We start from the raw sequence: 20,212 nt of genomic DNA, 5'->3' as shown, positions 1-20,212 counted from the left end.
TAGTAAGCATTACATCATATATCGCCCTTTCGTTATGTTTAGAGCGTTATCCTAGTAAGCTATGCCAATTTCCTATAATAGGAGTACAAAATTTATGACTCAAGCCAAAACATTTAAAGCTTTGTTAGTTGAAGAACAACAGGATCATACTTTTACCAAAAGTGTGGTCGAGCGCAACATCAGTGAATTACCTGAAAATGACCTGCTGATCCAAGTCCACTACTCTTCATTGAACTACAAAGATGCAATGTCAGCCAGTGGTAATAAGCGCATTAGTCAGCATTTTCCGCATACGCCAGGCATTGACGCTGCTGGCATAGTGGTAAGTGATAAATCCGGCACATTCGAAGTGGGTCAACAGGTCTTGGTCTTCGGATACGACTTAGGCATGAATACCCCCGGCGGCCTAGGACAAATGATTTCCATACCTGCTAATTGGGCAGTAGCTTGCCCTAAAACGCTTTCGCTTAAAGAAGCCATGACCTATGGTACAGGCGGGTTAACCGCAGCTTTGTGTATTCAAAAATTAGAAAAAATGGGCGCCAAACCCAGTGATGGTCCAGTGGCAGTAACAGGGGCTACTGGTGGTGTCGGTAGCATCAGTATCGCGCTACTAAAACAGTTGGGATATAACGTGGTAGCGTTCTCTGGAAAACCAGAACAGTCCGATAAATTGAAAGCCTTAGGCGCCAGCGAAATTCTACACCGAGATGTGATGTTAGAAGTCAAAGACCTACCCGCAGGAAAAACAAAGTGGGCACACGGGATCGATACCCTTGGCGGGGATTATTTAACCGGCTTACTGAAACAATTAAAAGCAGGCGGCGGTGTCGCTTCTGTAGGCTTAGCTGCATCTGCTGAAATAGCCATGAGCGTGATCCCATTTATCACCCGGGGTATTTCGCTATTGGGCGTTGATTCAGTGTATATCCCCCTTGCGGACAAAAAACACATATGGCACCGCGTGGCGACCGACATGAAATTGCCTAATTTGGAGAATTACCAACAAGAAATATCACTGGCAGAAACGCCTGAGTACTTAGACCGATTCTTTAAAGGTCAAGTGGTGGGTCGTTATGTGGTTAACGTTCAAAACGCGTAACATCGCTGATATCTGCTGATATTAATGAATAAGTCGAAAAAAAAGGCCTTCACACTTGATCGTGAGAAGGCCTTTTTTCTGTTTCGATTTAATACCGATAAAGCTAAAGCCGTTATTGACCCTGCTTTTGTTCATTTGGGTGATACCATAATTCTTTACGCTCTAGAGGCGTCGCTGTAGGTAAAAAGCTATTTTCTAATTCAAACACATGGCGATTAGGCATATTCGCGCGGTCTAACTTGGCCTGAAAAGTGTGTACAAAAAGTTGTTCAAATGAGCCATCAGCAATGGCTTTTTCGATGCCTTTTTCCAGCAGATTTGCTAAGGGTCGACTTTTTTTATTAACGAAAAAATACATGGCTGCCGGATAACGAATGGCAATCTCCTTCTCAACCATCAAGTCAGAGTTGTAGGCTGGGTTGTCAATTTCGTCCCACACTTCTACCAATGAACGCGGAAAAAAATCGCCTTGGGCTCGGCGTAGCAGATTAAAAAGGTTACCGTAGGCATTGTCTACGGTAACATTAAAGCCATTGGCTTGTAGCACCTTAGTATCAGGCCAATCACGGCCTTGGACAGGAATAAGCTTGATCAAATGCTCAAGTTTTTGCACGTACTTAAAGCGCGCGGGCATATCATCTCGTATTAACAATAACCGCCAACCTATCAAGCCTTTATAAATAGGAATGCGTATAGGCAATAGTTGTTGTTCTCTTTGCTTATCCGTTACGCTCCAAACGACATTTACATCACGGCTGTCCATTAATCGTTTCAGTGCTTTATTTTGCAACATAATGCGCTCTGAAGGCATTAAAGAATATTGCACACCCGTTTGCTCAAGCGCTAAGGCCAATAATTTGACTGGATAAATGGAACGCTTATCTGAATCAGACATTGGCCTAGGATAGGTAATACGCCATGTTGCTGCTTGTGCGCTAAATGTCACTAACAAGGCAAACACAGCCAGAGACTTAATCAATACTTTCTTCCTCACTCTTTTTCGAAAAAAAGTGAAACAACGATTTTTGGTCATCATTCACCACGGCTACAATAATCTTTAAACTGCCATCAGCCACTTGCTGCAGTGTATAAGACGTGGCGCAGGTAGACACCACTTGCTCATTGGCGTCCAATAATTGCCAACGCATTTTAAGAAAATGTAGTGTGTCAGACAAGGGAATTGCTTGAATTAAGTGTGGCAAATGTTTAACAATATTTGCTTCGCCTAAACGCGTCACTAACACACGACAGGCTTTTGCCAAGTCTTCTCCTTGCATGAAGACAAGTTTATCATGATCATTCATCACCACAGTGGGTAACAAACAAAAATCAATTAATCGCTCAACGTCATGTCGGTCGAGTGCATGGGCATAATCTGTTAAAAATTTCAGTGCTTCACGTTGCATAAAAAACCTTGGTTATTCAATTCCAATAAATTTGTGGGTTTGTAACGATAATCGCCAATTCCGCGCGATACAGGTTTTAATGCACAATTCAGTTGCTCGTTTTTGCTGACTGATAGGTTGAAGGTAGATCAATGGTTTAGGCGCTCCCTCCCCCTCTAACAACAGCAATACATCTTCTAATTCATCAATGTGTTTTTGCATAGCCACCGGATGCTTGATTTCGTTGGCTCTTAACATAGCGCTTTTTAACACATTACGTTTGCCCGGCATATTCACTTTCGGTGATACCGTGACCCAGGTGTCCCCATGAGTCAAAATTTCATAGGTGCCACTGGTTTCAATTTGTACGCTGTAGCCATTATCAAGCAATACGGTGGAAAGCTCAGTCAAGTCATACATACACGGCTCGCCACCGGTCAAAATAATATTATTTGCCGTATACCCCTGTGCTTTGAATAAGCTTAATAATTGCTGCGGTGTATGGGAAAACCACTGCTCAGTGTCCTCATTTTGCGCCATGACTTGTGCAGCCTCGACCTGTAGATTTTCATCCACTGTCCAGGTGTGTTTGGTGTCACACCAAGGGCAGCCAACAGGGCATCCTTGTAGGCGAATAAAAATAGAAGGCACCCCCGTATGTGCGCCTTCGCCCTGAAGAGATTCAAAAACCTCGTTTATCTTGTATGTATTCAACATCTTTCCTGTGGTTTTACCTAGGGTTATCTGGGATTTTCAGACCGAATGACTTAACATTAGCATCTAGAAACGGTCGATTATAGAGAAGCTGAGCAAATGGTACAAAAGGTGGTAGTAATTTTTTCTGGTGGTATGGATTCCTTTACCGTTCTGAACATGGCGGCTAATGATGGATACGAAGTCTATGCCTTGTCCTTTAATTACGGTCAACGCCACAGTAAAGAGTTGGATTACGCAAGTCGCGCCTGTCAGAACTTGGGGGTATCTCATAAAATTATCGATATCTCGGCAATTAATGAACTGATCGGCGGTTCATCTCTCACCTCTGACATCGATATCCCAGAAGGACATTATGCAGAAGAAAGCATGAAGCAAACAGTCGTACCTAATCGCAATATGATTTTATTGTCCATGGCGGTGGGTTATGCCGTGTCATTAGATGCCTCTAAAGTGTATTACGGTGCTCATTCAGGCGATCATGCCATCTACCCTGATTGTCGCCCAGAATTTGTGGAACGAATGAACGATGTGTGTGCTATCGCCAATTATGAGAAAGTTGAAATTGTCTCACCGTTTTTATACCAAAGTAAAATTGACATATTAACGGCTGGACTCAAGATGGGACTTGATTACAACCTTACATGGACCTGTTACAACGGCCGTGAAAAAGCCTGCGGAAAATGCGGTGCTTGCCAAGAACGTTTAGAGGCGTTCGAGAAAAATAACACCCAGGATCCGTTAACCTACGAGTAAGAACTCTTCCGAAATATGGTAGTAAGCCTTTAAAATTTATAGTGTTATTCACATTATGAACATGGTTAGTACAAATGATTTATCCCCGATGAATTTGATTTATTGGGGATTTACAATCACTATCAAGCTTTAAATAATTCATTACGATTATTGCAGGATACATTTGTTGATAAGCTATCGTTGTTGCAAAAAGAATGATTGTTTTCGCGTTGTTAGTAATTGGCAGCTAATGTGGTGTCAATTTACATGAAACGTCAAATCCCCTCCCATTTGCTTTCCAAGCGCTTGTACGTAATTGTGGCGCTCGCCTACTTTATTGTGGCTTATAGTTTAACCACTGTGTTGAAACAATCCGAAGTTGTGTCCATATGGTTGCCTGCTGGGGTAGCATTGGTCGGCTGTTACCTGTGGTGGTGGCGTTTTTTCCCCGCAGTTCTGGTGGCCTCAATGGCCTACAACTTCGTTATCTACCAAGGTCCGGCTATCGGTGCTGATAATTTGGCGCCAATATTTGAAAACCTCGCCATCGGCACAGGGGCCGCACTTCAAGGCATGGCGGGTGGCGGCATATTAAGATTTTGGTTAGGTAATCCGTTAAATCTTAAATCGGACAAACCGGCCATTTTATTTGTGCTATTGGTTGGGCTCGCATCCAATCTTATTTCTGCCAATGTGGGCATATTCGCCCTGAGTTATTTTAATCCCGCTTTTACTGACACCCATTATTGGAATAACGTACTCATGTGGTGGATGGGCGATACGTTAGGGGTATTACTGGCTGCACCATTTATCTTGAGTTTGCTCGATATGCTGGTTTTCCGTTTAGGCAACCGCAAAAGCAGATTCTTAGTCTTGATCATAAGCAGCCTGTTATTTCTTGCCTTATCATTAAGCTCTATTTTGTTTTCTAACTACAATTACGAAAACGCCCTAGCACTTGCTAAGCGTGAACGTCAGCTTATTGAAACACGCATACACAGAGCCATAAGTGAAAGTAATCATCAGCTTCAAACGTTGGCTAATCATGTTCAATCGACCCCAACGTTAACCCGAGAGGATTTCGTCAAGTTTTCAAAACACCTCATGCAACAACAACCTATGCTTAAGGCACTATCGTGGAATCCACGTATTGCAGTTGACGAGCGGGATGCGAATCAAGCTGAAATGAGCGATATTTACCAACGTCCAGTAACGATATCAGGCCAACCGCTCGACAAAGACGATCCCATAGTATTTGTAAAATTTATTAACCCCGAACAAAGCAATGAAGCTGCCATCGGTTTCAACGTGTACTCAAATCCCATACGTAAATCAGCCCTGACACAATCGGCAACCCCCTATCAACTGTCAGCCACACCGATTATCCAGTTGGTACAGTCGAATATTTCCCAACCTGCTTATTTACTATTCGCCCCTGTGTATGACGACTCACTAGGTTTACATATTCGTGGTTATGCAACAGGTGTATTTTTGGTGTCCCAAACCCTCAATGCTGGTTTACCCCAGAGTGCTCTTAACATATTCGATTTTGAAGTGTCAGAAAACGGCGGGCATGAGATTTTCGCTAGTAGTACCCATGCCCAACACCCTAGTTTACATAATCGTGCTCATTTCATCTCACTGCCCATTTCACTGCCAGGACAAAAGTGGCGACTGGATTTAGCACCCAAAACACAGTACTTGATCCATCATCAATACAGTTTTTCGATGTTTTTTTCAATTTTCCAAGTTGTGATAGTCGCGTTTTCCATGACCTTGATTCTACTGATGAATAATCGTCAGGCCGTCTTGAGACGTAAAGTTGAAATTCGCACCCAGGCCCTTGCATTAGCGAAATATGAAGCAGACAAAGCGAATCAGGCAAAGAGCCAATTTTTAGCGAATATGAGCCATGAGATCCGTACGCCACTCAATGCGATTATTGGCTTTTCACAATTGGCAAAGCGCTCTGATGATCTTCGTGAACACCAATCTTATATCAATAAAATAGCCAGCTCATCCAATACTCTGTTGGCCATTATCAACGATATTTTAGACATCTCGAAAATAGAATCGGAGAAGCTGGTACTCGAACAGGTAGAATTTGATCTGCACGAAATTCTCGATCGAGCCTCGACTATGTTTGAACCCAGTGCTCGCATAAAGAACCTCAGCTGGAAATTCGAAGATGAGCTACCAGCTGCTCTGTTCTACCAAGGTGATCCTCTGCGCATAGAGCAAATTATTATTAACCTTTGCAGCAACGCGATTAAATTCACTCAACAAGGAAGCATCACTCTGAGTGCAACTTTACTCGAGTGTGATACACCATCATCCACCGCTCGTATCCAAATAAGGGTGAAAGACACCGGCATTGGCATCAACCAAGCTCAGCAAGGGAACTTATTCCGCGCCTTCTCACAAGCTGACACATCCACTACCAGACGGTTTGGCGGAACAGGTTTGGGCTTAGCGATATCCAACGAACTAACCCACCTTATGCAAGGTAACTTAACGATAGAAAGTGAAACTGATAAGGGCAGCGAATTCACGCTAACCTTAACCTTGCCGACTGTGCAACATATGCCGAAGCCCCCAGAAAAAGAGACGTTAAAAGATGCCAGTGCACTGTTCGGAAAACGCATATTAGTGGCGGAAGACAATGATATTAACCAAGTCGTCATTACTGAAATCCTGAACAGTCTGGGTCTTAAAACACTGGTTGTTAGCAACGGTGCATTAGCGGTTGAAGCAGCAACCCATCATAAATTTGATCTGGTCTTGATGGATTGCCAAATGCCCGTGTTAGATGGCTACGCTGCCACACGCAAAATTAGAGAAAGCTTTGATAAAACGGCATTGCCTATCATTGCTTTGACAGCAGATGTGATGCAAGAAAGTAAGCAACAAGCTGAAGAAGCGGGCTTTAATGAACATGTGAGTAAACCGGTGAACATCGAAAAGCTCACCGCGACCCTGCTTAGTTATTTGGCCTGATGCACAACCTATTCAGACTCACCCGGTCAGTGAACCGAGTGAAAATGTCTATGGGTCAAAATTTAATGGAAAAGCCGAAGAATAACACCTAAAAATAGCCAACCACATTTATCCAGTAGCTTGAACATATCATCAGTTAACGTCGGCTTGTGTTTACTTTTCCGTCTGTTGAATGAAGTAAGCGACTTCTTTTATTAAATGGCGTAACACAGGATTTAAGCGGGTGTTTTTACCATTCATGACAAAGAGCTCGTGGTTAAATTCAAACTGGCGATTCTTAATACTCACCAAGCCTAATCCTTTTCCTTGGTGCTCAAGCATATAATCAGGCAGCAGCCCCATATACTCCCCAGTCATGATCGCAGATAAACAGGCATCATACGAATCTGAAAATGTTTGAATGGAGAGTCTCCGTTCTCCGTCGATGTAATTCCCCGATGACAGACCCGAAATGCCAATAGCAGGGTAATCATCAATTTTAACGGTGTCAGGGATACCGTCAGCGTATTTAGCCAACGGGTGCGTGGGAGCACAGTATAAGCGGCCGCGACACTTAACATCGATAGGGTGAAAAGTGACTGACTCTGGTTTCACCATATCATAAGTGGAGAGTACTAAATGACATTCACCGGACAAGGCAACATGTTCAACTTCGTTGTATAAACGGGTTTGAATGTTCACATGAATGTCGTTGAATTTTTTCATGGTACTTTTCACCGCTTGACTCACCGCAAGGTGATAATTAAGCGGTAAACCAGCCATCATGACGAGGGTAATATGTCCTGAGTAATCATCATGTAAGCTTTTAAGGTTAAACACGAAGTTATCGAACGAGTTAAAGATACGTTTGGTTTCTTGAAATACCACCTCACCTTCTTTACTCATCTGAAAGCCACCTCGTCCACGATGGCATAACACCAGATCTAGGCGGTCTTCTAACTTTTTAATGGCAGCACTGATATTAGGACGTTGCATCCGCAACACGGATTCAGCAGCAGTAAAACCGTTACATGACGCAACGGCATAAAACACGCGCAATAGCTTTATATCTGACTCTTGCAGACGGTTAATCATAGTTAGCACCGCTTATAGGTATAGTTATTGATACTAATACATATAATAGGCAAGGCGAAATGTGATTACAATGTAAATATCCTCAAAGAGACGTTAACCGTCACTAAAAATACCCAAAGTGAAGTAAACGTCGTGAAACGCCCATTTAATTTACCCAAGATATTCAGGTCAAAGCTATATATCTTCCCTATTAGGGACAATAAGTCATACTCAGGAGATATCTACCAACTTCTGACGCAATAATTCCACTTCATCCCGCAGCGACGCCGCTTGCTCAAATTCTAGATCCTTCGCCAACTGGAACATTTGCTTTTCCAATTCAGCGATATTTTTCATCAGCTCAGGGGCGCTTAAACCATTATATTTCTTGCCTGATTCAGCCACTTTGCGCAACAACACCTTGCCCTGTCCTCCCCCTTCACCTACATCCATGATATCGGTAATCGGTTTACTCAATTGTGTAGGCACTATGTTATGCTTTTTATTATGCGCTCGCTGTTTTTCCCGCCGCCTGTCGGTTTCATCTATGGCTCGCTGCATAGAGCCGGTAATACGGTCAGCGTATAAAATCGCTCGGCCATTAATATGTCTTGCAGCACGCCCCATGGTTTGAATCAAGGAGCGGTCAGAGCGCAAGAAACCTTCTTTATCTGCATCAAGAATAGCCACTAAGGATACCTCAGGCATATCGAGTCCTTCTCGTAACAAGTTGATCCCTACTAATACGTCAAATTTACCGAGGCGCAGATCACGAATAATTTCAATTCGTTCTACCGTGTCAATATCTGAATGCAGGTACCGCGCTTTGACATTGTGTTCATCAAGGTACTCGCTCAAATCTTCTGACATCCGCTTGGTTAGCGTGGTGACCAACACCCGCTCGTTAAGTGCAACACACTTCTCAATTTCTGACAGTAAATCATCAACTTGTGTCCCAACTGGGCGAATTTCTATTTCAGGATCAATCAAGCCTGTGGGGCGAACAACCTGCTCAACAATATCGTCAGGCGTTTTGGCTAACTCGTATTTACCCGGCGTAGCTGACACATATATAGTCTGGGGGGCAATTTGCTCAAACTCTTCGAACTTCAATGGGCGGTTATCCAATGCCGAAGGTAACCTAAAACCATACTCCACTAACGTTTCTTTACGTGAACGGTCACCTTTGTACATGGCGCCAATTTGTGAAACCGTCACATGGGACTCATCAATAAACATCAAGCCATCTGCGGGAAAATAATCGATCAACGTGGGCGGAGGATCGCCCGGTGTACGGCCTGATAAATAGCGCGAATAATTTTCAATACCCGAGCAATAGCCGAGTTCTTGCATCATTTCCATATCAAACTGACAGCGCTGACTAATGCGCTGCTCTTCAACCAACTTATTGACCGACAACAACTGCGCCTTACGCTCTTTAAGTTCTACTTTTATATGCTCAATTGCATCGACAATTTTTTCCCGAGGGGTCACGTAGTGCGTTTTTGGGAAGATAGTCGCTCTGGCTACGGTTTTTTCCACCGCCCCGGTTAACGGATCAAATATACTGATCCGCTCGACTTCTTCGTCGAATAATTCAACACGCACGGCCTCTCGTTCGGAGTCTGCAGGAAAGATATCAATGACATCACCGCGTACCCGAAACGTGCCCCGTTCAAAAGCAATATCGTTACGGCTATACTGAATTTCAGCTAAACGACGCAGGATATCTCGCTGATTCATGATATCGCCTTGACGAAAATGCACCAGCATTTTCATATAAGAATCAGGGTCGCCTAAACCATAGATTGCCGACACGCTGGAAACAATCACCACATCTCGACGTTCCATTAGCGACTTAGTTGCAGACAAACGCATTTGCTCGATGTGCGCGTTGATTGAGGCATCTTTCTCTATAAAGGTATCGCTGGAAGGTACATAGGCCTCAGGTTGATAATAATCGTAATAGGATACGAAGTACTCAACCGCATTGTTTGGAAAAAACTCCTTCATCTCACCGTATAATTGCGCGGCGAGCGTTTTATTATGTGCCAATATTAATGTGGGTCTTTGTACCTCATTGATAATATTTGCCATGGTAAAGGTTTTACCTGAACCGGTTACCCCGAGTAACGTCTGGGCGGCAAGGCCACTCTCTAACCCCTCCACTAACGCCTTAATGGCTTTAGGTTGATCCCCTGCCGGTGAATAATTAGACGTAAGTTGAAATGGACGAGCCATTGATGATCCTTTTTTTAAAATGAGAAAACAAAATTACCCAGCGATGCGCTTAGCAATTGAGCGGCTGAACCAGATATAGGCCACGGCCGCTGTCAGTACATTTGCCACGATACCGGCCCAAAACATACCTTTGAGGTCGAATAAATAACTGCCTAAATAGGATATGGGCACAAAAAATACAAACAAGCGCAAAACACTCATCAAAAGTGCTGACATCGGTAGGTGCATCGCATTAAAGGACGAGTTAGTTAAAATAACAATCCCTTGTACGCCATAGCCTAAAGGAACGATCATCAAATAGGTTTGAATAAGGCTGATCACTTCTGGCTCTGTGGAAAATAATCTTGCGAGCACCCCAGATAACAGATAGAAACCGGCAAACACGAACAATTGCCAGACCACAACAAAGCGTACACAAAGTTGATAAGCTTTTGACACACGAGACAGTTTGTTCGCCCCAAAGTTTTGACTAATAAAAGGCGGCAGCGACATAGACAAGGCTAAAATGACGATACTGGCAATGGATTCTAGGCGACCACCCACCCCCCAAGCTGCAACAGCACCAGGTCCATAACTAGCGACCACGGCCGTTAAAATGCCACCCGCAATGGGAGTCAACATATTTGCCCCAGCTGCAGGTAAACCTATCTTTAGGATCCCGCCTATGGTGCGCTGTAACTCAGTCAAATTTAGTAAACGTGGCAAAATAAGACGCCGCTTGTAAGCCAGTAAATACAATATGTAGATTAACCCTAATGCCCAAGCAATAAGTGTAGCCAGTGCAGCTCCTTGCATACCCATGGCGGGGATCGGTCCCCAACCAAAAATAAGAATTGGATCGAGGATCACATTAATCAATCCCCCACCAGCCATAACGTAACTGGGTGTTTTCGTGTCTCCTGACGCCCGCAAGATACTGTTACCCACCATAGGCATAGCTAAAAACACCCCTGCGGCATACCACACAACCATGTACTGACGAATATGTGTCAGAAGCAGATCTGTCGCACCAAGCAAGGTGAAAATAGGCGTAATGGATAGCACGCCCAATAGCGCCAATATCACCGCCAAGACAAAAGCGAGCATCAAAGCGCCCGTGCCAGACTCCTTAGCCTGCTCATGGTTGTCACTGCCTAGAAAGCGGGCGATAACAGCCGATGTGCCTATGCCCAAGCCAATATGTAAACTGATCAAAGTGAAGGTGACAGGAAAGGTAAAACTAATAGCGGCTAATTCTTCGGTGCCCAATAAACCAATAAAAAACGTATCCACTAAGCCAAATGACATCATCATTACCATACCAACGAGCATGGGCAGGGTCATGTTTTTCAGTGTGTTACCAATAGGGCTGTTTAACAGATCGCGGCGGCCTGACGATTCAGATTTTTGACTCACTCTATGGTTCCTTTATTAACTAGCCGGCCATAGTAAGCTAACCAACCACATAAGACTAACGAAAAGCTGTTTCAAAATACGTGCATTAACCAGGCTATTTTTGACAGAAATTTTATATTTTCATTTGAAATCGCTATTGAGTCTTGTCAGAACAAGCACCTTCAATGACTGTATGCTAAAAGTAACATGGGACGCCCTTCATTACCCCAGTTAACAGGAATATGGGGACGAATTGATCATTTATCTGTTACTTTTCCGACAAAAACAGCAGGTATAATTTTATTAATTTCAAGCACTATTTTAATAAAATTAAATTTGTTGTTGAAAACAACACACAAGTTAAAAAGCGCTGGGTGAAAATCACCCAAGCTAACTGAAAAAAGTCTTATAAATAGCGTAATAGCATGATTTTAATAACAAAAAACAAAAAAACAGAAGTTTTTTTGAAATCGTATTGACAACGGATCTAGTAGGCTCCCGAGAAGCAATGTGAATTCATGCACATACTTATCCACAGATATAGTGGATAACTATCCCCGCCTCAACAAATCCGTGAACTTGAGTGAGAATTGCACGATCACTTGGTAAGTCATCACTAACCCCTTGTATAGGTACGCTAGGTTACACTTTCATGAACTACTGATTATACATACAGCTATCAATGTAATTTAAATAACCATTAGTTATATAGGAACTCAATAAAAACATTTTTAACCCTATGGGAACTGCACGTGCAGATCATCCTAAAACCACAATGATCCTTGTCCTTTGATATGCCTACCTATTTAGCTAAGTCCCTCCTTTATAACCATTGAAAAAGAGCGAAACCATCATTGCTTTATTAAAAGTGTACAACTCTTGACCAATTTCACAGGCAGATTGTACGAATAAAAATCAATTGGAAAATAAACCTACAAAAAGCTTAAAAATAGTTGTAATCAGTGTTGACACAAGCCGGTATGCTCATTAATATTCGCCCCCGTTGGAAGCACCCCACAGGGTAAACATTATATTTATATAATGCCTTCAACAGACGTTATACGATTCCCCCTTAGCTCAGTTGGTTAGAGCGACGGACTGTTAATCCGCAGGTCCCCCGTTCGAATCGGGGAGGGGGAGCCAACGTTCATGAGGCAATAGCTTTTAGAATATTGGTTTGAAATTTTTCGATTCGAAACGTTTTGTATACTTTATAAAAGTATACAAGTTTGATATATGATTCCCCCTTAGCTCAGTTGGTTAGAGCGACGGACTGTTAATCCGCAGGTCCCCCGTTCGAATCGGGGAGGGGGAGCCAATCAGGCTCGTAATTCAATCATTCCTTATCTTCTAAAAATCCTCCAAACTATTTGCATATCAAGTTGTTAATCAGCACGATTACTTGGATAATAACGCCTAATTTCCCAATGATGTATTGTCAGTAACGTGCTTAATTATTACGGCAATAAAATATCGCAGACTTTATTATCTGTATTTATCAATGGGAGTAATTTGTTTACTGGCTATTTAAGGTGTAATTTTTCGTTGATAGGCAGGGTTTAGGTGTTGTCGTTAATCATCCGCTTTACATATCAACGGATAGTCTAAATACACTTTGTTATATCTTTTTCCGCCTTATTAAACACGTAATATTGAACAGGTTTTGCTATTTTGATTTTGGTACTAGGTTGCAACCAACATGACTGAGTTTTTGCTTTTATTAATTGGCACTGTGCTTGTCAATAATTTCGTATTAGTCCAGTTTCTTGGCCTATGCCCGTTTATGGGTGTATCAGGTAAACTTGAAACAGCCATCGGCATGTCAATGGCGACGACATTCGTTTTGACCCTAGCGTCTCTTTCCAGTTATTTAGTTGAGCACTACATTCTATTACCCTTGGGTATTGAATACCTGCGTACCCTAAGTTTTATCCTAGTGATTGCCGTTGTCGTGCAGTTTACTGAGATGGTCGTGCACAAGACTAGCCCAACCTTGTATCGATTATTAGGCATTTTTTTACCCTTGATCACCACTAACTGCGCAGTACTCGGTGTCGCCCTGTTAAATATTAATCATGATCACAACTTTGTCGAGTCAGTGATTTATGGATTTGGTGCTGCTGTAGGTTTCTCTCTCGTATTAATTCTGTTTGCTGCTATGCGCGAACGGTTAGCGGTGGCTGACGTCCCAACTCCTTTCAAAGGCGCATCTATTAGTATGATCACCGCTGGGTTAATGTCCTTAGCGTTTCTCGGCTTTACTGGCTTGGTGAAATTTTAATGAGTTTGTTGTGGGCCATTCTTACCGCGTTACTTGCCGTTGGGCTGCTAGCTATCGTCTTCGGCGCAATACTCGGTTTCGCATCGGTTCGTTTTAAAGTCGAAGGCGATCCTTTAGTAGAACAGATCGATGAGTTATTACCGCAAACCCAGTGTGGTCAATGTGGTTATCCGGGATGTAAACCCTATGCCCAAGCTATTGCCGATGGTGATGACATCAATAAATGTCCACCCGGCGGTGACGCAACAATAAAACGCTTGGCTGATTTGATGGGTGTAGAAGCCACCTCTTTAGATGCAGCTCATGGTGTGGAAGACATCAAAAAGGTCGCTTTTATCCGCGAAGACGAATGCATTGGCTGTACTAAGTGTATTCAAGCCTGTCCGGTGGATGCCATTTTAGGTGCAGCTAAACAAATGCATACTGTGATTAGCGATGAATGTACCGGATGTGATTTATGCGTAGACCCGTGTCCCGTTGATTGTATCGATATGATACCCACCCAAGCGACCCCTTCGTCATGGCGCTGGAACATAGATACAATTCCCGTTAGGCAGGTGAGCTGATGAGTCGTGTTTTAACCCCCTCTTTCGATGACATCATAAAAAATATCGAGCAAAATAAACTATGGGACTTTCCTGGTGGGGTATTTCCTGCCCAGCAAAAAGAGTTATCAAATAATCTGTCGATAGAAAACATGTCACTCCCCGAGCGATTATATATTCCTCTGAAGCAGCATATCGGGGTTGAAGGTCAGTTAATCGTTAACCTTGGCGATCATGTTTTAAAAGGCCAAGCGCTGACCCGTAGTGCAAACCCATTTGCGGTTCCGGTGCATGCCCCCACGTCGGGCACAATACTTAATATTGGGCCACATATATCGGCGCATCCATCTGCCCTGCCCGAGCAAACGTTAGTCATTGAGCCTGATAAATTAGATAAATGGATTGCCCTTTCGCCACTGCAAGATTACCAGTCCCTGCCCAAAGTCGCTGTACTTGAAGCGATTTGTAATGCAGGTGTATCTGGAATGGGCGGCGCTGGGTTTCCAACACATATAAAAGCATCACCTAAAAAGGATGTAGAGTTTGTCATTATTAACGGCGTTGAGTGTGAGCCGTATATTACTGCTGATGACCGCTTAATGCGCGAACATGCTTGGCAAATTCGCCAGGGCATAGACGTATTGTGTCATTTACTTTCGCCTAAACAAATTTATATCGCTATCGAAGACAACAAACCCGAAGCGATTGAGGCCATGCGGGTGGCATGCCAACAAAGTGAGCATTATAAGGTGGTACCTATTGCCACTAAATACCCTGCAGGTGGTGAAAAACAACTAATACAAGTGATGACCAACCGAGAAGTCCCTAAACAAGGCTTACCAATTGATGTTGGCGTGATTATGCATAATGTGGGCACCTGTTATGCCATTGCCGATGCCGTTTTTTCTGGCAAACCGCTAATTCAACGTGTTGTCACTGTTACCGGCCAAGCCGTACAAACACCCAAAAACCTGTGGGCACTGATTGGTGCACCCGTCTCACATTTACTGGACTTGGCAGGTTACGTAGCAGACAAACAAGCACAAAAGCACATTATAATGGGCGGGCCTATGATGGGCTTTACCTTGGCCAGTGACCAAGTTCCCGTGGTTAAAATAACTAATTGCTTATTATTACCCACAAAAGATGAAATCGCTGAACCCGAAGCAGAGCAACCCTGTATTCGCTGTAGCGCATGCGCTGATGCATGCCCTGTTTCTTTGCTGCCGCAACAACTCTTCTGGCACAGTAAAGCCAAAGAGTTAGATAAGGCCCAAGACTATAATTTATTTGATTGTATAGAATGTGGTGCCTGCGCCTATGTGTGCCCAAGCGAAATTCCACTAGTACACTATTATCGCGTAGCAAAAGCTGACATTCGGCTCGAACAGGAAGAAAAGCAAAAATCAGATAAGGCTCGAGAACGCTTTGAAAGTCGCGCTGGGCGCTTAGTCCGCGAACAAGAAGCAAGAGACGAGAAACATCGTAAAGCCGCTGAAGCACGTAAAGAAGCGATGCAAAATAAAGGAGGGGACGCTCAAGATAAAATTGCTGCCGCCCTTGCCAGAGCAAAAGCCAAAAAAGCCCAGCAAGCAGAGCTCACGTCTGGAGAAGAAACGTCGTTGCACGACACCAACCAGACAACGAGTGAGCAAACATCTGGTACCTCAAAAGATGACAAGGTCGCGGCAGCCATAGCCCGAGCTAAAGCAAAGAAAGCACAAAAAGCCGATTCAGACCAACTTGGCACGAACACTCCCGCCGCATCAGAGATCGCTTCACCAGCGGCGCCCGATGAAAATCAGCTTGCGAAAAATGACAGTCCTGGTCAATCAAAAGATCAGCGCGTTGCTGCCGCGATAGCCAGAGCAAAAGCGAAAAAAGCTGAACAATCAGCCCATGTAAGCACGACTGAATCATCGACACCGGCAAACCTTCAACACAGCGTTCATTTAGAATCTGCAGCACCAACAAGTGCCGGTCGATCATCCGTCCCCGCTTTGTCAAAAGATCAGCGCGTGGCTGCCGCGATTGCTAAAGCAAAGGCCAAAAAAGACCAGCAACAGGTTGAGGCTCACAATGATGAGAAAAATACGCTGCAAGTTGACGCCCCGACTAACAATGAATTAAACGAAGTGCATTCAGTCAAACCAGTATCAAAGGATGAACGGGTGGCTGCCGCTATTGCTAAGGCAAAAGCGAAAAAGGCACAAAAGCTGGCCGCGGATGAAACAATTAAGGCCAGCGAGTCCTTAACAGCGACCCTTTCCAGAGAGCAAGCAGATCCTGAAAGTGATTCAGGCCAAGAACAAGCGGCATCAGCCAATCAAGCTGATGATATTGCCACGAAAAAGGAAAACGTGTCTGTTGATACGCTCGACCCCACCGCACAAAAGAAAGCCCGTATCGCCGTAGCCGTTGCGAAAGCGAAAGCGAAAGCGAAAAAGCTCGCTCAGCAGAATGCGAACACCGCGCGAACAGACAATATTGACGCCCTACCGGCCTCAGAACCCTCAGAATTAAGCTCAAATGAAGACTCAAACAATTTACCGTCATCGGAAGCAGAACAAGCCCTTGATGAGAAAAAACGCCGTATCGCGGCAGCTGTCGCCAAAGCCAAAGCCAAAAAAGCGGCCCAAATGAAATCATCAGAAGAATAAAGCATTGATATGAATTATAAACTCGCCAGTTCACCCCACCAGCATGTTCGACGTAATACCGGACAAGTTATGCGTATGGTGATCTATGCTTTGATCCCCGGTATTTTACTGCAAACCTGGTTCTTCGGTTTTGGTGTACTGGTTCAGATTACCTTAGCTATATTAACGGCTGTAATAACCGAAGCCAGCATATTGGAGCTACGTAAACGAGACTTTGAGCGGGCGATTAAAGATTACAGTGCGATACTCACAGCAATATTGCTGGCCATCAGTATTCCACCTTTTGCGCCTTGGTGGGTTGTCGTCATCGGTACGTTCTTCGCCATTGCTATTGTCAAACAATTGTATGGTGGCTTAGGGTTTAATGTCTTTAATCCGGCGATGGCAGCCTATGTGATGCTGCTTGTGTCGTTCCCCGTGCAAATGACTCAGTGGATGCCTGCACAAAGCCTGACAACGCATCAACCTGGGATAGTCGATGCTATCTATGCTGTATTCACCGGCTTTAGTGCTGATGGCTTCAGCTTAATGCAACTACAAAGTGCTGTTGACGGCCACACCATGGCCACTCCCCTTGACGCGATAAAAACAGGCTTGGCCCAAGGCCTGACATATGAAGAGGGCCTTCAATCCGCCATCTTTGACGGAAGTTTAGGGATAGGCTGGTGGTGGGTGAGTCTGGGCTACTTGTTAGGTGGTCTGTATTTAATCCGTGCCAAAATCATTAATTGGCATATTCCTGGGGGCATGATCGCAGCGATGGCGGTATGCGCTGGTATCATGTTTTTAGTCGATGGCGATCGTTTTGCTTCACCTTTATTTCACCTATTTAATGGCAGCCTGATACTCGGTGCCTTTTTTATCGCTACGGATCCGGTCTCTGCTTCAACAACCAATAAAGGCCGGGTGATATTCGGCGCAGCGATTGGCTTCTGGGTGTACATTATTCGCACTTGGGGTGGTTATCCTGACGCCATAGCCTTTGCCGTTTTGATCATGAATATGGCTGTGCCATTAATCGATTACTATACCCGCCCCCGTACCTATGGCCATCAAAAAACCAATAAAGGGGTACCTAAATGAAGCGAATAATTGCTAAAAACGGGCTTATATTAGGTTTATTTGCCGTTATCACCAGCGGCCTGATTGCCCTGACCTTTTTCGGTACCCAAGAACAAATTGAATATCAACGTCAGCAAACCCTGCTAACGATATTTGACGAATTAGTCCCCCAAGGTAGCTACAACAACGAGATGCAACACGATTGCGTATTCGTAACGTCCATGGATTACCTTGGTTCTAAGACGCCACATCATATTTACCGGGCCACTCTGGACGGTGCACCAACAGCAGCCGTTATTGAAACCACCGCGCCCAATGGTTATAGCGGTCGCATCGAGTTGGTGGTGGGTGTGACCGGTGAGTCCACTGTATCTGGTGTGCGTATACTTAATCATAAAGAAACCCCGGGCTTAGGTGATAAAATAGATTTACGCGTGAGTGAGTGGGTTTTGGGTTTCGACGATCAAAATTTGAACCCGCAAAATACGTCAGATTGGGCAGTGAAAAAAGACGGTGGCCAGTTCGATCAGTTCACCGGCGCAACCATCACGCCACGTGCGGTCGTTAGTGCGGTTAAACGTGCCATTGAATATTACCAACTTAATCAACAGGCCATTTTCTCAGCCAGTAACGAATGCCGTAGCGAATTCGCGAGCAAAGGTAACGCATATGAATGAATTCAAACAGTTAAGTTGGCAAGGGCTGTGGAAAAACAATCCTGCTCTGGTGCAATTGCTGGGCCTTTGCCCACTATTAGCGGTTACTGCCACGATCACCAACGGTTTAGGCCTAGGGTTAGCCACCACATTAGTCTTAATTGGGTCAAACGCGACGGTATCCATTATTCGTAATATGGTCCCTAACGAAATTCGCATTCCTATTTTTGTCATGATCATCGCAGCCTTCGTTACAGTCGTACAGTTATTGATGAACGCATACACCTTCGAGTTGTATCAAGCACTAGGGATATTCATTCCTTTGATCGTAACCAACTGTGCAATCATTGGTCGGGCCGAAGCTTATGCATCCAAGAATCCCATTGGCTATGCTGCCTTTGACGGTATGATGATGGGGTTAGGCTTTACTGCTGTGCTTGTCATACTCGGTGCGATGCGCGAACTATTAGGCTACGGCACCTTGTTTGCGGGTGCTAACCTATTATTGGGGGATTGGGCGACCAGCTTAAAAATCACCGTTTTCACTACCGACTCCCCTTTCTTGTTAGCCATTTTGCCGCCAGGAGCATTTTTAGGCATGGGCTTACTTATCGCCGGAAAAAACGTACTTGATAAGCGCTTTGAGCGAATGTTTGCAGCTAAGCAAGAGGCTAAAACCGTACAGCGAGCTCGTGTCACCGCTGAATCTTAAGCGTGTATACTCGCTCTAAAATGGAACGCCCGTAGATGAATCAACAAAAACGCATTGAAATGTTAACCCGTTGGCGTGATGCGAACCCGCACCCCACCACAGAGTTAAATTTTACCAGCCCGTTCGAATTACTTATTGCCGTATTGCTATCAGCTCAAGCTACCGATGTCAGCGTCAACAAAGCCATGGCCAAGATGTTTCCCGTGGCTAATACACCTGAATCGGTCTACGCATTAGGCGTTGATGGGGTGAAGGAATTCATTAAAACCATCGGTTTATTTAACACCAAAGCGGTTAACGTAATCAAAACCTGCAAAATGCTAATAGACCAGCACAACTCTGAAATACCAGAGAACCGTGCAGCCCTAGAAGCCTTGCCTGGCGTAGGACGAAAGACAGCAAACGTGGTACTAAACACCGCATTTGGCTGGCCGACAATAGCTGTAGATACTCATATTGATCGAGTCAGTAACCGCACTAAATTCGCGGTAGGTAAAAATGTTGATTTGGTCGAGAAAAAGCTACTTAAGGTGGTGCCTGCCGAATTTAAAGTGGATGTGCACCACTGGTTGATTTTACATGGCCGCTATACCTGCATAGCCCGTAAACCACGCTGCGGTTCATGCATAGTAGAAGACTTATGCGAATTCAAAGACAAAGTAGACGAATAAATTGTTCAATTAAAAGTAGCCCAG

The 20,212-nt window shown here is 44.2% G+C and carries 16 protein-coding genes and 2 tRNA genes; 12 read left to right on the top strand and 6 right to left on the bottom strand.

The features are described 5' to 3' along the window. Nucleotides 1-94 precede the first annotated feature (94 nt). Nucleotides 95-1,102 (top strand): YhdH/YhfP family quinone oxidoreductase, encoded by a 1,008-nt coding sequence (locus GPLA_RS21590; protein ID WP_007107156.1) that lies wholly within the window; start codon nucleotides 95-97, stop codon nucleotides 1,100-1,102. 112 nt (nucleotides 1,103-1,214) lie between these two features. Here the strand turns inward: GPLA_RS21590 and GPLA_RS21585 are convergent, their stop codons facing one another. The 3 genes from GPLA_RS21585 to queE all read right to left on the bottom strand — a co-directional run bounded on the left by GPLA_RS21585 (nucleotide 1,215) and on the right by queE (nucleotide 3,204). Continuing rightward, a complete protein-coding gene (locus GPLA_RS21585; RefSeq protein ID WP_040515672.1) occupies nucleotides 1,215-1,997 on the bottom strand; it encodes a hypothetical protein in 783 nt (260 codons plus the stop codon). Nucleotides 1,998-2,073: 76 nt separating this feature from the next. Next, on the bottom strand, nucleotides 2,074-2,508 hold the full coding sequence (locus tag GPLA_RS21580) for a hypothetical protein (RefSeq protein WP_007107154.1): 435 nt from the start codon (nucleotides 2,506-2,508) through the stop codon (nucleotides 2,074-2,076). A gap of 12 nt (nucleotides 2,509-2,520) precedes the next feature. Next, nucleotides 2,521-3,204 (bottom strand): 7-carboxy-7-deazaguanine synthase QueE, encoded by a 684-nt coding sequence (gene queE, locus GPLA_RS21575; RefSeq protein ID WP_007107153.1) that lies wholly within the window; start codon nucleotides 3,202-3,204, stop codon nucleotides 2,521-2,523. 96 nt (nucleotides 3,205-3,300) lie between these two features. Here queE and queC point away from each other — a divergent pair, with 96 nt between their 5' ends. Further along, nucleotides 3,301-3,957: a 7-cyano-7-deazaguanine synthase QueC gene (queC, locus tag GPLA_RS21570; RefSeq protein ID WP_007107152.1), complete on the top strand. Its 657-nt coding sequence runs from the start codon at nucleotides 3,301-3,303 to the stop codon at nucleotides 3,955-3,957. Nucleotides 3,958-4,203: 246 nt separating this feature from the next. Next, nucleotides 4,204-6,933, top strand: a complete 2,730-nt coding sequence (locus GPLA_RS21565) for an ATP-binding protein (protein WP_007107151.1) — start codon at nucleotides 4,204-4,206, stop codon at nucleotides 6,931-6,933. A 153-nt stretch (nucleotides 6,934-7,086) separates the two neighbouring features. Here GPLA_RS21565 and GPLA_RS21560 read toward each other — a convergent pair whose 3' ends face one another. The 3 genes from GPLA_RS21560 to GPLA_RS21550 form a co-directional block, all read right to left on the bottom strand. Continuing rightward, nucleotides 7,087-8,007 carry a LysR family transcriptional regulator gene (locus GPLA_RS21560; RefSeq protein WP_007107150.1) on the bottom strand — a complete coding sequence of 307 codons (921 nt, stop codon included), beginning with the start codon at nucleotides 8,005-8,007 and terminating at the stop codon, nucleotides 7,087-7,089. A 210-nt stretch (nucleotides 8,008-8,217) separates the two neighbouring features. Further along, nucleotides 8,218-10,227 (bottom strand): excinuclease ABC subunit UvrB, encoded by a 2,010-nt coding sequence (gene uvrB, locus GPLA_RS21555; protein ID WP_007107149.1) that lies wholly within the window; start codon nucleotides 10,225-10,227, stop codon nucleotides 8,218-8,220. A gap of 33 nt (nucleotides 10,228-10,260) precedes the next feature. Continuing rightward, a complete protein-coding gene (locus tag GPLA_RS21550) occupies nucleotides 10,261-11,622 on the bottom strand; it encodes an MATE family efflux transporter (protein ID WP_007107148.1) in 1,362 nt (453 codons plus the stop codon). Between the two features lie 1,045 nt (nucleotides 11,623-12,667). Between GPLA_RS21550 and GPLA_RS21545 the strand changes: the two genes are divergently transcribed. From GPLA_RS21545 to nth, 9 genes are all read left to right on the top strand, one after another. After that, nucleotides 12,668-12,744: transfer RNA gene (locus tag GPLA_RS21545), tRNA-Asn, on the top strand. A 98-nt stretch (nucleotides 12,745-12,842) separates the two neighbouring features. Further along, nucleotides 12,843-12,919, top strand: a tRNA-Asn gene (locus GPLA_RS21540). A gap of 381 nt (nucleotides 12,920-13,300) precedes the next feature. Further along, entirely contained in the window at nucleotides 13,301-13,882 is a 582-nt protein-coding gene (rsxA, locus tag GPLA_RS21535; protein WP_007107146.1) for an electron transport complex subunit RsxA, read from the top strand. Continuing rightward, nucleotides 13,882-14,448, top strand: coding sequence for an electron transport complex subunit RsxB (rsxB, locus tag GPLA_RS21530; protein ID WP_007107145.1), 567 nt, complete (start codon nucleotides 13,882-13,884; stop codon nucleotides 14,446-14,448). Before rsxA ends, rsxB begins: the two co-directional genes overlap by 1 nt. Next, nucleotides 14,448-17,087, top strand: coding sequence for an electron transport complex subunit RsxC (rsxC, locus tag GPLA_RS21525; RefSeq protein ID WP_007107144.1), 2,640 nt, complete (start codon nucleotides 14,448-14,450; stop codon nucleotides 17,085-17,087). Before rsxB ends, rsxC begins: the two co-directional genes overlap by 1 nt. Before the next feature lie 9 nt (nucleotides 17,088-17,096). Further along, nucleotides 17,097-18,170, top strand: coding sequence for an electron transport complex subunit RsxD (gene rsxD, locus GPLA_RS21520; RefSeq protein WP_007107143.1), 1,074 nt, complete (start codon nucleotides 17,097-17,099; stop codon nucleotides 18,168-18,170). Then, nucleotides 18,167-18,826: an electron transport complex subunit RsxG gene (gene rsxG / locus GPLA_RS21515; RefSeq protein ID WP_007107142.1), complete on the top strand. Its 660-nt coding sequence runs from the start codon at nucleotides 18,167-18,169 to the stop codon at nucleotides 18,824-18,826. The genes rsxD and rsxG overlap by 4 nt, the downstream gene beginning before the upstream one ends. Next, entirely contained in the window at nucleotides 18,819-19,517 is a 699-nt protein-coding gene (locus GPLA_RS21510) for an electron transport complex subunit E (protein ID WP_007107141.1), read from the top strand. Before rsxG ends, GPLA_RS21510 begins: the two co-directional genes overlap by 8 nt. 35 nt (nucleotides 19,518-19,552) lie before the next feature. Next, nucleotides 19,553-20,188, top strand: a complete 636-nt coding sequence (nth, locus tag GPLA_RS21505; protein ID WP_007107140.1) for an endonuclease III — start codon at nucleotides 19,553-19,555, stop codon at nucleotides 20,186-20,188. The last annotated feature ends 24 nt before the right edge of the window (nucleotides 20,189-20,212 follow it).

The organism is Paraglaciecola polaris LMG 21857 (genome assembly GCF_000315055.1).
In the GTDB taxonomy this organism is placed as follows: domain Bacteria; phylum Pseudomonadota; class Gammaproteobacteria; order Enterobacterales; family Alteromonadaceae; genus Paraglaciecola; species Paraglaciecola polaris.
The sequence above is the reverse complement of the archived record's forward strand: the minus strand, read 5'-3'. Positions and strand labels throughout refer to the sequence as shown.